This window comes from Mucilaginibacter sp. RCC_168 (assembly GCF_041355315.1).
GTDB lineage: Bacteria > Bacteroidota > Bacteroidia > Sphingobacteriales > Sphingobacteriaceae > Mucilaginibacter.
Map to the genome: position 1 here is coordinate 1 of NZ_JBFUPN010000011.1, position 13,655 is coordinate 13,655.

Consider the following 13,655-nt stretch of genomic DNA (forward strand, 5'->3'; position numbering starts at 1 on the left):
AAAAAGAAGCAAAAAGAAAGCTTCAACAATAATAACAACCTATATTATTTGTTGAAGCTAATCTAAAGGCAATGACGCAAAGAGAACAGGTGGGTCCCACCTGTTTTGTCATCCCAATAACACAGTCTTTTTTCCTGATTCTTGATTCTTATATCTTGCTTCTCCTTTCTTGACTCTTGCCTCTCTACCCCCATCTTCATTCACCGGATAAACCCATACTTTTACCGATTTCCCACAGGCTGTCCACCTATATCACCTTGCCCCGCTTTGTATACCGCTGTACCTTTAGGGTATAATATTAATACTTAAAGCGATGAACAACAATATAGAAACTACCATTACCCCCAATAATAGCAAAACTGCTGCAGGGGTGATTTTACTGATCATTGGTGGTATACTATTGATCAGAGAATTTGACCTTTTCCTTTTCCCCGACTGGCTGTTTAGCTGGCCGATGTGGGTAGTGGCCTGGGGCGTATATATGGGTGCCAAATACAATTTCCGCAAAGCATCCTGGATCCTGATCACTATGGTGGGTGTGGCTTTCCTGCTCGACGAGAACATAACCGATGCCGACCGCATTGTTTGGCCGATAGCCATTATGGGTTTTGGCGCCTGGGTAGCGTTTAAGCCCCGTAAACACAAAGAGGAATTTTATTTTGAAAAGCCTAAGGATACTTTTCATTTCGATAAAACAACCGAACCGGAAGTCTAATTTTTCATAGTTAATAGTTTTGTTTCAATTCAGGAGGGAGTACCGGTTTGCGGGCTCCCTTTTGTTGTGGATGTTTTTTAGTATCAAGTAGTTAGTATCAAATATCACGACACCTTTACTTGTACCTGTTTGTAATCACCGGTTTAAGAAAGATTGTTTTTGGGGCTAAAGCCAGTAAATACTGCTATTATCCGCCCCATAAATGGGACGGCAATGAATAAAAAACAATTGGTTTTATCTTTCGTTTCCGTTGGTTAAAACCAACGGAAACAAAGTATCAATTATTGGCTTTAGCCTAACCTTTCATTCAGCCTTTATTTTATTTCTTCCCGATACCGGTGATTATAAACGAGCGCAAATTCCCCCTTCAAAGTCTTGATACTTGATACTAGCTACTTGATACCATACCGAATAACAATGTCCTCAAACTTTTTCACCGACAAAACCTACCCCTCTACCGATTTCTTTAAATATATCGCCAGTTTTTGTTTGGCACATGTATAATGTTACCTTAGTTTTGGATATGATTTAATTTGCACACAAATGAACAACGATATAGAACATACAACCAACCCCAATAAAGGAAAAGCGATGGCTGGGGTTATACTACTTGCCGTAGGAGGAGTGCTGCTCCTAAGGCAATTTGCCGATTTTTTAATTCCCGATTGGATATTCAGCTGGCCCATGTGGATCATAGCATGCGGGCTTTATTTTGGAGCTAAACATAACTTCAGGAAAGCATCCTGGAGCATCATGATCATTTTAGGGATCATCTTTTTATTAAATGATAATATTGGCAACGCCGACCGCGTAGTTTGGCCCATAGCCATCATCGGTTTTGGTATATGGCTTATTTTAAGGCGCGGCAGGCACGATGGATGGAAGGACGGGAAATGGGAAAAACAAGATGGTAAATGGAGTAAACAGTCTGCTAACTTTGATTTTGGCAAAACTGATCCCGGAGCCGATTACGCGATAAAAGATGGCGATGATATACCACCCAAAGATCCTAATAGCCCGCCATTTGGTTACCATAACGGAGATGACTACCTGGATGCTGTTTCTATTTTTGGCGGGGTTAACAAAACCATACTATCCAAAAACTTTAAAGGCGGCGAAATAGTGAACATTTTTGGCGGTGCCGAGCTTGACTTTACCCAGGCCGACATTAACGGCAGGGTTTATATAGATATTACCCAGGTATTCGGCGGCACCAAGATTATTGTGCCATCCAACTGGCAGGTGGTATCGGACCTGGCCGCGGTTTTTGCTGGGGTCGACGATAAACGTATCCGCAGTACCGCGTCACCTAATAACGATAAGATACTGGTACTTAAAGGAACCTCCATTTTTGCCGGAGTTGATATACGCAGCTATTAACACTTTAGTATCAAGTAGCCAGTATCAAGTATCACGACTTTATCATCAAAGTTTTAATTCGATCTTGATACTTGATACTGGCTATTTGATACCATTTAAAAATAATAATCACTAATTCACTAAATCAATAATTCAATAATTGTTTTCGAATGAACTGGTACGTAGCAAAATTAGTTTTCAGGGTGATCAGCGGTGATGGTGATCACCAGGCACAGTTTGATGAGCAGTTACGCCTTATCAATGCCGATAATGAACTGAGCGCCTTTGAAAAAGCAAATAAAATTGGGCATGCCAATCAGGATAGCTTTAAAAACATCGAAAAACAAACCGTTAAATGGCAGTTTATTGATGTGGCCGAATTAAACCAGATAGGTGAACTTACCGATGGCGCCGAACTGTATTATAACATACATGAAACACCCGATGCCGACCTGTACATTGCCTGGGCGCATCACAAATCGGCATTATTGGGAGTGAGAAACTAACTTAGGTGGTATCAAGTAATTAGTATCAAGTATCACGACAGAACCGGAGCTTTGATACTAAAAACCTGATACTAAACGTAAAACATAAAAACAATGATAATCCGTATCAAGTAGCTATATCAAGTATCACGACTTTGTTGTCAAAGTTTTAATTCGGTCTTGATACTTGATACTAACTACTTGATACTAAAAAATAAATAAGTTTTGGCACTACCTTCTATATCAGCTTCAAAATTATACGGCGCATTTATCGTTTGCGGTCTGGTTTGGGGCGGCCTGCAAACTTATATTGTGCATACTTTTGGTTTTTCGTGGTTCACAGCCTCAACAGATGGATTCCTGAGCGCCATACTGCTTTCGGGCGCCTGCTGGCTCATCAACAACAATTTACGTTACTATCAACCCGGTAAGGGCAGTTATATTAACCTGTTTATCTGGTGTGTGGCGCTGGCCGGTATTTGTACCCTGGGCTGCCGTTACCTGCTGCCCCTCATTAACACCGATAAGGTGTTTGTTAATTTTGTACAGCAATCCTTAACCATTCGCTTTTTTACCAATTTCCTGGCTATTGGCTGGATGGCCATGATCAGTTTGCTCTGGTATTCGCAGCTCGACCAGAAAGAAACCATGAAGCGCAAAACCGAGGCCGAACAACTGGCCCGTGATGCCGAATTGTATAATCTGCGCCAGCAATTGCAACCTCACTTTTTGTTCAACAGCCTTAACTCCATCAATGCGCTTATCGGCTTTAAACCCGATGAGGCCCGCCGGATGATACACCAACTGTCTGACTTTTTACGGGGTACGCTCAAAAAAGACGATCAGCAGCAGGTACCGCTGAGCGAAGAATTGGCGCACCTGAACCTATATCTGGATATTGAAAAAGTACGTTTTGGCCATCGCCTGCAAACTGAAATAAGCTGCGACGATAAATGCGGCACCGCCGTAATGCCCTCCATGTTGTTACAACCCCTGGTAGAGAATGCCATAAAATTTGGATTATATGATACCACAGGCGAAGTAACCGTGAGCATCCGTGGCGAAATTGAAGATAATTACCTGGTGCTGATGGTGCAAAACCCATACGACCCGCAAACCTCGCGCCCGCAAAAAGGTACCGGTTTTGGCTTGCGTGGAGTACAGCGCCGGCTTTATTTACTTTTTGCCCGTAACGATTTGATGGAAACTCATGGAAATGATAATATATTTACAACCATTATAAAAATACCACAGTTATGAGGCGAGCCTTAATTATTGACGATGAACCTTTAGCACGAATGGTTGTAAAGGAATATCTGCAAAATTTTAGTGAAATTGAACTGCTGCAGGAATGCGGCGATGGCTTTGAAGGATTAAAAGCCATACAGCAGTACCAGCCCGATCTGATCTTTCTGGATGTGCAGATGCCTAAAATAAATGGCTTTGAAATGCTGGAGCTGGTGGAGCAGCAACCGGCCGTAATATTCACTACCGCTTTTGACGAGTATGCCATAAAAGCTTTTGAGGCACACGCGGTAGATTACCTGTTGAAACCCTTTAATAAAGACCGTTTTAACAAGGCCGTCGAAAAATTTCTGGCCACGGCGCCCGAAAAACAAGTGCCCAAGCAAACCGAAGAATTGCTGGAAACCGCCGCGTCACAATCGCCGGCTCAAAATGAGCGTATTGTGGTAAAAACAGGTACCAAGGTAAAGATAATCCCGGTGGCCGATGTGGAATACCTGCAAGCCGATGACGATTATGTAAGCGTGTTTACCAAAGAAGGATCATACCTGAAAAACAAAACGATGAACTTTTTTGAAAAAACGCTGGATGCTCGCCAGTTTGTACGCGTACACCGCTCCTACATCATCGCCATACAACAGATCACCCGTATCGATCCATACGAAAAAGACGCCCACCTGGCCATCCTCAAATCGGGCGCCAAAATACCCGTAAGCAAAACCGGCTACGTAAAGCTGAAACAAGTGCTGGGCATATAAAACAGGATTGAAGGATTTTATAGGATTGACAAGATTTTTGTAGAGACGCATTACATGCGTCTTTTTTGTGGCACAAATTCCAATTCTCCCCAAGGAGTGAAACTCACACGCGTCAATTGTGAGGTACGACGAAGCAATCGCGAAGAACGCAAGAAGACCCGGTATAGCATGCGATCAATACTTTTTAAAGTTTTAAAAACACATCAAAATCACGTTAAAATTTGTTAAAAAGTGTTAAAATGAGGTTTTTTCGAATGGTTTTCGATCCGTTTAATGCCGTTTTCGGGCCGAAAAGTGTTAAAATTTAAGGTTTAAAAAGTTTTCAGCGGCAAGAAATTTTTAAATCCGGGCAACATTATTTCCTGGATAGCTCCATGTAACTATAAATATAGTTATATTTACTTTTGTCAAAACCGATTAAACCCGATGCCTAAATTATTACAATTGCTGTTGTTATCCCTCCTGGTAATAACAAGCCCAAAAACCGAGCTCCCCGATAGCAAACGCGCCAGCGATGTACGTACTGTGGTATGGCCCAGGCTGGAAAAGGAGTTGAAGAATAAAGGCCTAAAAGCGGGTTCTGCCGTTTACCTGCGCATATTCAAATACCAGGACGCGCTGGAGGTATGGCTAAAAACAGGCACGAAGTATACCCTGTTCAAAACTTATAATATCTGCTATTATTCTGGTGGAATAGGTACCAAAACCCGCTCGGGTGACGGCAAAAGTCCGGAAGGTTTTTATGCCATTGAACCCAAGCAACTTAACCCGGTGAGCAACTATCACCTGGCCATTAATATAGGCTATCCCAATAAGTTGGAACAGCTAAAAGGCTATACCGGCAACGCGGTGATGATCCATGGGCATTGCGCCTCCATTGGCTGCTATGCCATGACCGACCCGCGGATCGAAGAGATCTACACCCTCATCTACAAGGCATTTGAAGGAGGCCAGCAAAAGATCAACCTGGATATATACCCTTTCCGGATGAATAAAAACTATATGGATATTTTCGCCCAGCAGCCCTATATGCCATTCTGGAAAACCCTGAAACCCGGTTACGATCTGTTTGAAAAAAATCACATTCCAACCGATTATCATATCAAGGGGAAGGATTACGCGTTTTGAGGATGGAATCAAGAAATAAGAGTCAAGAATTAAGAGAAACTTCAAAGTTTTGTTCTTGTCTTGATTCTTGATTCTAATATCTTGACTCTTTTTACTCCATGAGCAGCACCATCAGGGCCTCTTCTACCCTATCCTCATCCAGTAATTGTTTGGCTTTCAGGTGCAGTTGCAGTTCGCGGGTCTGGTTATCGCCTATGGTGGCGTCCAGTAGTTCTTTTATAGCGGGGTCTTGTTTATATAGCTCTACGGCATCATCAGTGGGCAGGGCTTCCAGGTTACCCAATTGCCCCAGATTATTGCCTGTAAGTACCCTGGAATTGCGTATGGCATGCGGCAGGCTATCAACCCCTATACCTATTTTGGCATTGGGCTTGGCTACCTTAAACAGGTTGTCCTGGGTTATGCGGCAATACCAGTCGCCACCAAGACGGGCTACAAGGTCCATTTTGCCCTGGTCAATTTTACCATCAGTGTCTAAAACATGGTCTTTGATGTGGATGATCTTGATCTCGGCCAGTACCAGGTTACCTGCGCCAGGAGTATCACCCAAGGAAATCACCTGGTTTACTACACATTCCAGTTGCACCGGGGCTTCGGCCACACGGGGTGGTTTAACCAGTTCAGATGCTACAGGGGTTAAACCCGACTTTACAAACTCATTTACCCCTTTAGGGTACATCACGCTGGAGAGCGAAACCTGCTGTACCATATCATAATCAACAATATTGATCACGCATTCGGGTACCTCTAAAATATTTTGCAGCGTATGTTTGGTGATATTATCCCGTACACTGCGCGAGGGAGAAAACACACAAACCGGCGGATTGGTGCTGAATACGTTAAAAAAACTGAAAGGGCTCAGGTTAACGTTACCATCCTTATCCACCGTACTGGCCAAGCAAATTGGTCGTGGTGCAATAGCATGGTTCAGATAGTTTTGCAGTTGAAAAATAGAAAGCTCGCTTACTTTTAGTGATAGCATCAATATTTAACTTATTTCTTCAATCCCAATATCGAAAAATTGCTGTCGGCCTTTTTAATGATATTGCCTAACATGCCCAGGCCAGTGATCTCCATTTCTACCAGATCGCCGGCTTGCAGCCATTGGGGTTTATAATTGTCATCATTGAGCAGACCGGTTCCGTTCAGTTCCAGGAAACAGCCTGTACCCACTGTACCTGAACCTATTACATCGCCGGGTAACACATCGCAGCCATAGGCGCAACGTTCAATGATCTCGGCAAAGGTCCAGTCCATATCAGCCATATTACCGGCCGATACTTGTTTGCCGTTCACCGCGCAGGTCATTTGCAGGTTATAGTTATTACCAGTATGTCCGGATTTAGGTGCTGTTTTATATTGCTCTAATTCATCAGGCGTCACCAGCCAGGGACCGATCACAGTTGAAAAGTCCTTGCCCTTGGCCGGACCAAGATTGAGCAGCATCTCTTCCATTTGCAGGGTGCGGGCGCTCATATCGTTCATGATCATATAGCCGGCAATAAAGCTATCCGCATCGGCAGCTTTAATGTTACGGCCCTTTTTGTTAAGTACAACAGCTACTTCCAGCTCAAAATCGAGCTTGTTAAAATGGTCGGGCATGCACTCAATTTCGCCGGGGCCCTGTATGGCGTTATGGTTAGTGAAATAAAATATTGGGTATTGGTCAAATTCGGGTATCATATCCACCTTGCGGTTGCGGCGGGCGGCGGCTACATGCTGCCTGAAGGCATAACCATCGCGGCATGATGTTGGATGAGGCACAGGAGCTATCAGCTCAAAAAACAACTCCTCCTTAGCCTCCATTTTTCCCGAACTGATGGCCTCATGAACGCGGCGGGCATGATCCATCAGCTCATCGCCTCCCCACAAAAACTCATTCATATTGTCGGGGATCAACTTATCGCAGGAGTTCAGGTTATAAATATGCTTGTTTATAAAAATACCTAAATGCTCACGGTCTTCGGTTTTATAGGATACTAATTTCATAAATGGCGGAATTGGTTGAGCCAAAACTAAACAATTTTAGTTGATTGGGTGAGTGGTTTATAAGTGATTCTGTTAGATAATGGTTTTCTTTAACTCGTTCAACCACTCACCTATTAACTTATTCAACCATTCACTAAAACTATGCTTGCATATTAAAAATATTACTTCTAATTTCGTACTGACCATGTTAAGCGTACAAAAACATTTTCTATTTTCACTGGGCCTCACCAGCATGAGCGATGCATCATCGTTCAGGGATGCTATGCTGGCTAAAATAGTACTGGCTCAATACTAAAATATTTTTGGGATAAAGACTATCGGGGTAAGGATAAGTAAGGCATGTTCCTGCTTTCTTCACAGTCCAATAGTCCCCAAATCCTTATTCCTTGCCCTCAAGAAAACTATCCTGATATTTTAAACGTTTTATTGTTAACCAATTAAAACATCATGCCTTTATATCATACATTAGGAGCTATCCCGCATAAGCGGCATACACAGTTCCGCAAACCCGATGGTTCGTTATACGCCGAAGAGCTGGTATCAACCGAAGGTTTTTCGAGCCTTTATTCCCTGGTATATCATGCCTATCCGCCTACTATTGTAAAAACCCTGGGCGAGCCATACAGTGTTGAGCCCAAAATAGCGCGCGAAAAACACCTGAAACATACCAGCCTGGTCGGTTTTAATATAAAACCCGAGGATGATTACCTGCAAAGCCGCAAGCCGGTTCTGGTAAACAGCGATCTGCATATTTCACTGGCCGCACCACGAAAATCCATGACGGATTACTTTTACAAAAACAGCCAGGCCGATGAGGTAGTTTTTATACATGAAGGCTCTGGCACCCTGAAAACAGGCTTCGGCAATATCAAATTTGTATATGGCGATTACTTGGTGATACCCCGTGGTACCATCTATCAACTGGAATTTGATACATCCGATAACCGGCTGTTCATTGTAGAAAGCTTTAGCCCGATAAGGCCTCCTAAGCGTTATCGTAACCAATACGGACAATTGATGGAGCATTCGCCTTATTGTGAACGTGATATTAAACGCCCTGCCAATCTGGAGACACACGATGAAAAGGGTGACTTTAAAATCCTGATCAAAAAACAAGGTTTGATATATCCGTATATCTATGGCACCCACCCTTTTGATTTTATTGGTTGGGACGGTTTTCATTACCCATGGGCACTCTCTATACATGATTTTGAACCGATAACCGGTCGCCTGCATCAACCACCGCCTGTGCACCAAACCTTTGAGGGCAGCAACTTTGTGATATGCTCCTTTGTACCCCGCAAATTTGATTACCATCCACTGTCGATCCCTGCCCCTTATAACCATAGCAATGTGGATAGTGATGAGGTTTTATATTATGTAGACGGCGATTTTATGAGCCGCAAAAGCGTAGTAAAAGGGCAGATCACCCTGCATCCTGGTGGCATTCCGCATGGCCCTCACCCAGGTTCGGTCGAAAAATCAATTGGTAAAGAATCAACAGATGAACTGGCGGTAATGATAGACCCCTTCCGTCCACTAATGCTGACCGAAGACGCTATAAAAATTGAAGACGAAAATTATTACAAGAGCTGGCAAATGTGAGCAAAAAGCTGAAAGCCAAAGGCCAAAAGCAATCACTAATTCAGTAATCCACTAATTCAATAATTAAAAATGCAAACACAAACTTTAGATAAAAAACCAACCTCTACAGATTTTTTACCCCTTAACGGTACCGATCATGTGGAGTTTTATGTAGGTAATGCCAAACAGGCTGCCCATTATTATAAAACCGCTTTTGGTTTCCAAAACCTGGCCTACTCCGGCCCCGAAACCGGCGTGCGCGATAAGGCATCGTACGTATTACAGCAAGGTAAGATCAGGATAGTATTAACCACTCCCCTACACTCCAGCCACCCTATTGCCGAGCATATTAAAAAGCATGGCGATGGCGTAAAAGTGCTGGCTCTTTGGGTTGATGATGCTTACGATGCTTTTGAGCAAACCACTAAACGGGGCGCTGTGCCTTATCAACAACCGCAAACCCTTAAAGATGAACATGGTGAGGTACGCACCAGCGGTATCATGCTTTATGGCGAAACCGTTCATATGTTCATTGAGCGTAAAAACTATAATGGTTTGTTTTTACCTGGCTATCAAAAATTGGAGAACAACTATAACCCACCTACCGCTGGCCTTCTATATATTGATCATTGCGTTGGCAACGTTGGCTGGCATAAAATGAACGACTGGGTTAATTTTTATGAAGATGTTATGGGCTTCCGGAACATTTTAACTTTCGACGATAAAATGATCAGCACCGAATACTCTGCCCTTATGAGTAAGGTAATGAGCAATGGCAACGGCTATGTAAAGTTCCCAATCAATGAGCCTGCCGAGGGTAAAAAGAAATCGCAGATTGAGGAATACCTGGAATTTTATGAGGACGAGGGCGTTCAACACCTTGCCCTGGCTACTGACAATATAGTGTCTACCGTAACCGATCTGCAGAGCCGCGGTGTAGAATTCCTGACCGTACCTACTACCTACTATGATGAATTAACAGACCGTGTAGGCCATATTGACGAAGATCTGGAACCATTAAAAAAACTGGGTATCCTGGTTGACCGTGACGACGAAGGTTATCTGCTGCAGATATTCACAAAACCAATTGAAGACAGGCCTACCTTGTTTTTTGAGATCATACAGCGTAAAGGCGCCAAATCATTCGGTGCTGGTAATTTTAAGGCCTTATTTGAGGCTATTGAGCGTGAACAAGAGATAAGAGGGAACCTTTAATTAAAGGCAAGATTCTATCTAAAATATTCTATTAACTATTAGCGATGTTTTAATTTGAGCCGGGCAAATTGCCCGGCTTTTTTGCCTTGTGATTTTTTATATTTGATAGAACCTAAATACAACCATAAATGAAAAAGCTCATCCTCCTCTTCGCAATGATCACTTTCGGTATTAACTGTTTTGCACAGAATACCGTCAAACCTGTTTATGATGCCGCATTGGCTAAAAAGCTGGGTGCCGACCAATATGGCATGAAAAAATATGTACTTGCCTTTTTAAAAGAAGGTCCAACTCAACTGAAAGATTCGGCAGCACGGATGCAGTTGCAAATGGCCCATTTAAAAAATATTACCCGCTTAGCTGCCGAAGGCAAACTGGTAGTAGCAGGCCCATTTCTGGATGATCAGCCTATCCGGGGGATATTTATTTTTAATGTAGAAACCCTTGAAGAAGCTAAGAAACTAACCGAAACCGATCCTGCTATAAAGGCCGGCAGTTTAGTTATGGAATTACATCCTTTTTACTGTTCAGCAGCCTTAGTGGAAGTGGTGAATATTCATAGTAAACTGCAAAGCAAAAGCATAACCGATTGATACATGGCTGTTCATGAGATCATTGATTTTTTAAAAGACAAGGCTGATGCTCATTACCTGACAGGTATGCAACGTTACGGCATCGACAATACAAATGCTATTGGCGTTCGCCTGCCTGAATTGCGAAAGCTGGCCAAAACCATCAAAAAAGATCACCAACTGGCACTTGATCTTTGGGATACGGGTTTGCACGAGGCCCGTCTGCTGGCATCGTTAATTGACGATCCGGCCCAGGTTACAGAAGAACAGATCGATAACTGGACAAAGGATTTCTATTCCTGGGATCTGTGAGACCAGGTATGCGGTAACCTGTTTGATCGCACCCCTTTTGCCTTGAGCAAGGCCCTTGAGTTTAGCGCTCATGAAGCAGAATTTATAAAACGGGCAGGTTTTGTGCTTATGGCTGAACACGCAGTGCATAATAAAAAAGCTGGTAATGAACTATTTATAGCGTTAATGCCCATTATTGAACGTGAGGCCTGGGACAACCGCAATTTTGTAAAAAAAGCAGTGAACTGGGCGCTCAGGCAGATAGGGAAAAGGAACGAGGTTTTAAAAGTAATAGCCATACAAACAGCTCAAAATATTTTAAAACAAGATCACAAAGCAGCCAAATGGATAGCCTTAAACGCGCTTGCCGAATTAACAATCAGATAACGATAAGCTCTTATTGGCTTAAAAAACGGATTAAAAACAGGACATTTACACTAAAAACACCGGGTTTTAGTACTTTTTTTTCTGTGAAAATATAATTATTACCTCTTTTTTAAAAAAATCACGGGCCAAATCATAATTGTAATATCTTTTACAATTAAATATCGACTAACTATGTATAAAGTCCACTCAAATCGATTATTTCGAGCTATGAATGTGTCAAAATGACAATGTTTTAATACGATAAATTTTATTTTGTAATCACCAGTATTAGAGTTGTTTATATAATTCCAAATACTATATTTGAAATTCGGTGAGTTAAACTTTAGGATTACCCATCAGAAAAACGCACACAACCAACGGTTGTAATTTTCGTGATTTTAAATTATGGCACATAATTTTCTTATAGAGAGCATGTCGTTACCAAAAAAATGAGTAGGTATTAATTTATATGAGTTTTTCTGAGGATAGGTTTTCTGATGACAGCAGGCTGCATCTTGCTCAAATAATTGATAATATTAATGCAGGTATTTGGGAATATAATATTAACACGAGGGTCATTAAATGGTCGGCAGGTTTTTACAGTATTTTGGGGTACGAAGCCAATGAAATTGAATGCTCCAATCATATATTTTTTGATCATCTTTTATATCACCAGGACAAGGCTGTTTTTCTAAACGCTTTAAATGATCAAAGCGCTAACTCAGCAAAACCGATTCAGATAAGGTTACTCACTAAATCATCCGGATATCATTGGTTTGAAAGCACCATCAAAAAGCAATATGATAAAAACGGGCAAATTATATATGGCTCTATTATCAATATCAACCAATATAAACAAGCCGAGTTAAAAGCAACACGTAATGATCAGCATTACGGCGACACCATCCGGATAGCCAAGTTAGGCAGTTGGGAAATTGATGCAGCTACTCTTAATTTAACTTTATCCAAACAGATCTACGATATTTTTGAACTGCAAACCGAAATAAAACTCAGCATTGAAGAAGGGGTAAGTTTTTTTGAACCGCCCTATCGCCCCGTTATACAAAACGCCATTAATAACGCGCTGGAGTTTTGCCAGCCATATGATCTGGAACTGCTATTCAGAACAGCCAAAAATCATGTGATATGGGTACGCGCCAAAGGTGTGCCCATCATTAATGAATACGGCAAATGTGTTACCATAAGGGGCATTTTACAGGATATCGACAGCAATAAACGCAAAGGGCTGAGCCTGGAATCATCACTCAATTTACTGACTGATCAAAACAGGCGCCTGCAAAATTTCGCTTATATTGTGTCACATAACCTGCGGTCGCATACCGGTAATTTACAGTTCATGGTAAATCTGTATGAAGAAACAGAATTGGCGGAAGATCGTACGGAGATCTTCTCGCATATTAAATCGATCAGCAGCAGCTTAAACGCTACTATCGAGCATTTGAACGAAATTGTTAAGATACAAACCGAAATTACCAACGAAAGAAGTATCATTAGCTTTGAAGCTATTTTCAACAACATTCAGTTGGCTATAAAAAGCAATATAGAAGCGTTTAATGCCCGTATAGAATATGATTTTAGTCAGTGTCCGCAAATAAGTTATATACCGGCTTATATGGAAAGTATTTTGCAAAATCTGCTCACCAACGCCTTAAAATACAGTCATCCAGACAGGCAACCGCACATCATTTGCCATACGATGAAAGAGCGAAACCATATATACCTCATATTTGAAGATAATGGCATTGGGATAGATCTTGAGCGGTACGGCGATAAGGTATTTGGCATGTACAAAACATTTCATCAAAACCCCGACGCCAAAGGCATAGGATTGTTTATCACCCGCAACCAGATAGAAGCGCTTGGTGGTACCATTAAAATTGAAAGCACCGTAAATATTGGCACTAAATTTACCATTAAACTGGTATAA

General features: G+C 42.0%; 12 protein-coding genes and 1 pseudogene. 11 read left to right on the top strand and 2 right to left on the bottom strand.

What is annotated here, in order from left to right:
- The first annotated feature begins 313 nt into the window (after positions 1-313).
- From AB6735_RS11745 to AB6735_RS11770, 6 genes are all read left to right on the top strand, one after another.
- The gene (locus AB6735_RS11745; protein ID WP_370996120.1) at positions 314-715 is read left to right on the top strand and encodes a LiaI-LiaF-like domain-containing protein; all 402 of its coding nucleotides are present in this window, start codon (positions 314-316) and stop codon (positions 713-715) included.
- A 543-nt stretch (positions 716-1,258) separates the two neighbouring features.
- A complete protein-coding gene (locus AB6735_RS11750) occupies positions 1,259-2,095 on the top strand; it encodes a LiaI-LiaF-like domain-containing protein (protein ID WP_370996122.1) in 837 nt (278 codons plus the stop codon).
- 149 nt (positions 2,096-2,244) lie between these two features.
- Complete coding sequence (locus AB6735_RS11755) at positions 2,245-2,580, top strand: DUF4288 domain-containing protein (protein WP_370996123.1); 336 nt, start codon at positions 2,245-2,247, stop codon at positions 2,578-2,580.
- Between the two features lie 204 nt (positions 2,581-2,784).
- Complete coding sequence (locus AB6735_RS11760) at positions 2,785-3,819, top strand: sensor histidine kinase (RefSeq protein ID WP_370996124.1); 1,035 nt, start codon at positions 2,785-2,787, stop codon at positions 3,817-3,819.
- Positions 3,816-4,562: a LytR/AlgR family response regulator transcription factor gene (locus AB6735_RS11765; RefSeq protein WP_370996125.1), complete on the top strand. Its 747-nt coding sequence runs from the start codon at positions 3,816-3,818 to the stop codon at positions 4,560-4,562. The genes AB6735_RS11760 and AB6735_RS11765 overlap by 4 nt, the downstream gene beginning before the upstream one ends.
- 426 nt (positions 4,563-4,988) lie before the next feature.
- Entirely contained in the window at positions 4,989-5,690 is a 702-nt protein-coding gene (locus AB6735_RS11770) for a L,D-transpeptidase family protein (RefSeq protein ID WP_370996126.1), read from the top strand.
- 91 nt (positions 5,691-5,781) lie between these two features.
- On the opposite strand, the gene AB6735_RS11775 is transcribed toward AB6735_RS11770, so the two are convergent.
- Positions 5,782-6,672, bottom strand: a complete 891-nt coding sequence (locus AB6735_RS11775) for a flavin reductase family protein (RefSeq protein WP_370996127.1) — start codon at positions 6,670-6,672, stop codon at positions 5,782-5,784.
- A gap of 11 nt (positions 6,673-6,683) precedes the next feature.
- The gene (locus tag AB6735_RS11780; RefSeq protein ID WP_370996129.1) at positions 6,684-7,679 is read right to left on the bottom strand and encodes a fumarylacetoacetate hydrolase family protein; all 996 of its coding nucleotides are present in this window, start codon (positions 7,677-7,679) and stop codon (positions 6,684-6,686) included.
- A 447-nt stretch (positions 7,680-8,126) separates the two neighbouring features.
- On the opposite strand from AB6735_RS11780, the gene AB6735_RS11785 reads away from it, so the two are divergent.
- From AB6735_RS11785 to AB6735_RS11805, 5 genes and pseudogenes are all read left to right on the top strand, one after another.
- A complete protein-coding gene (locus AB6735_RS11785) occupies positions 8,127-9,284 on the top strand; it encodes a homogentisate 1,2-dioxygenase (protein ID WP_370996130.1) in 1,158 nt (385 codons plus the stop codon).
- A gap of 69 nt (positions 9,285-9,353) precedes the next feature.
- The gene (gene hppD / locus AB6735_RS11790) at positions 9,354-10,478 is read left to right on the top strand and encodes a 4-hydroxyphenylpyruvate dioxygenase (protein ID WP_370996131.1); all 1,125 of its coding nucleotides are present in this window, start codon (positions 9,354-9,356) and stop codon (positions 10,476-10,478) included.
- A gap of 128 nt (positions 10,479-10,606) precedes the next feature.
- Entirely contained in the window at positions 10,607-11,071 is a 465-nt protein-coding gene (locus AB6735_RS11795) for a YciI family protein (protein WP_370996132.1), read from the top strand.
- 3 nt (positions 11,072-11,074) lie between these two features.
- Positions 11,075-11,728, top strand: a pseudogene (locus AB6735_RS11800) (DNA alkylation repair protein).
- Between the two features lie 448 nt (positions 11,729-12,176).
- Positions 12,177-13,655, top strand: a complete 1,479-nt coding sequence (locus tag AB6735_RS11805) for a PAS domain-containing protein (protein ID WP_370996133.1) — start codon at positions 12,177-12,179, stop codon at positions 13,653-13,655.

What these genes read in the sequence shown, in the direction of transcription:
- AB6735_RS11750 (WP_370996122.1), top strand. Translation starts at nt 1,259, where the DNA reads ATGAACAACGATATAGAACATACAACCAACCCCAATAAAGGAAAAGCG.
- AB6735_RS11805 (WP_370996133.1), top strand. Translation starts at nt 12,177, where the DNA reads ATGAGTTTTTCTGAGGATAGGTTTTCTGATGACAGCAGGCTGCATCTT.
- AB6735_RS11785 (WP_370996130.1), top strand. Translation starts at nt 8,127, where the DNA reads ATGCCTTTATATCATACATTAGGAGCTATCCCGCATAAGCGGCATACA.
- AB6735_RS11755 (WP_370996123.1), top strand. Translation starts at nt 2,245, where the DNA reads ATGAACTGGTACGTAGCAAAATTAGTTTTCAGGGTGATCAGCGGTGAT.
- AB6735_RS11765 (WP_370996125.1), top strand. Translation starts at nt 3,816, where the DNA reads ATGAGGCGAGCCTTAATTATTGACGATGAACCTTTAGCACGAATGGTT.
- hppD (WP_370996131.1), top strand. Translation starts at nt 9,354, where the DNA reads ATGCAAACACAAACTTTAGATAAAAAACCAACCTCTACAGATTTTTTA.
- AB6735_RS11775 (WP_370996127.1), bottom strand. Translation starts at nt 6,672, where the DNA reads ATGCTATCACTAAAAGTAAGCGAGCTTTCTATTTTTCAACTGCAAAAC.
- AB6735_RS11745 (WP_370996120.1), top strand. Translation starts at nt 314, where the DNA reads ATGAACAACAATATAGAAACTACCATTACCCCCAATAATAGCAAAACT.
- AB6735_RS11770 (WP_370996126.1), top strand. Translation starts at nt 4,989, where the DNA reads ATGCCTAAATTATTACAATTGCTGTTGTTATCCCTCCTGGTAATAACA.
- AB6735_RS11795 (WP_370996132.1), top strand. Translation starts at nt 10,607, where the DNA reads ATGAAAAAGCTCATCCTCCTCTTCGCAATGATCACTTTCGGTATTAAC.
- AB6735_RS11780 (WP_370996129.1), bottom strand. Translation starts at nt 7,679, where the DNA reads ATGAAATTAGTATCCTATAAAACCGAAGACCGTGAGCATTTAGGTATT.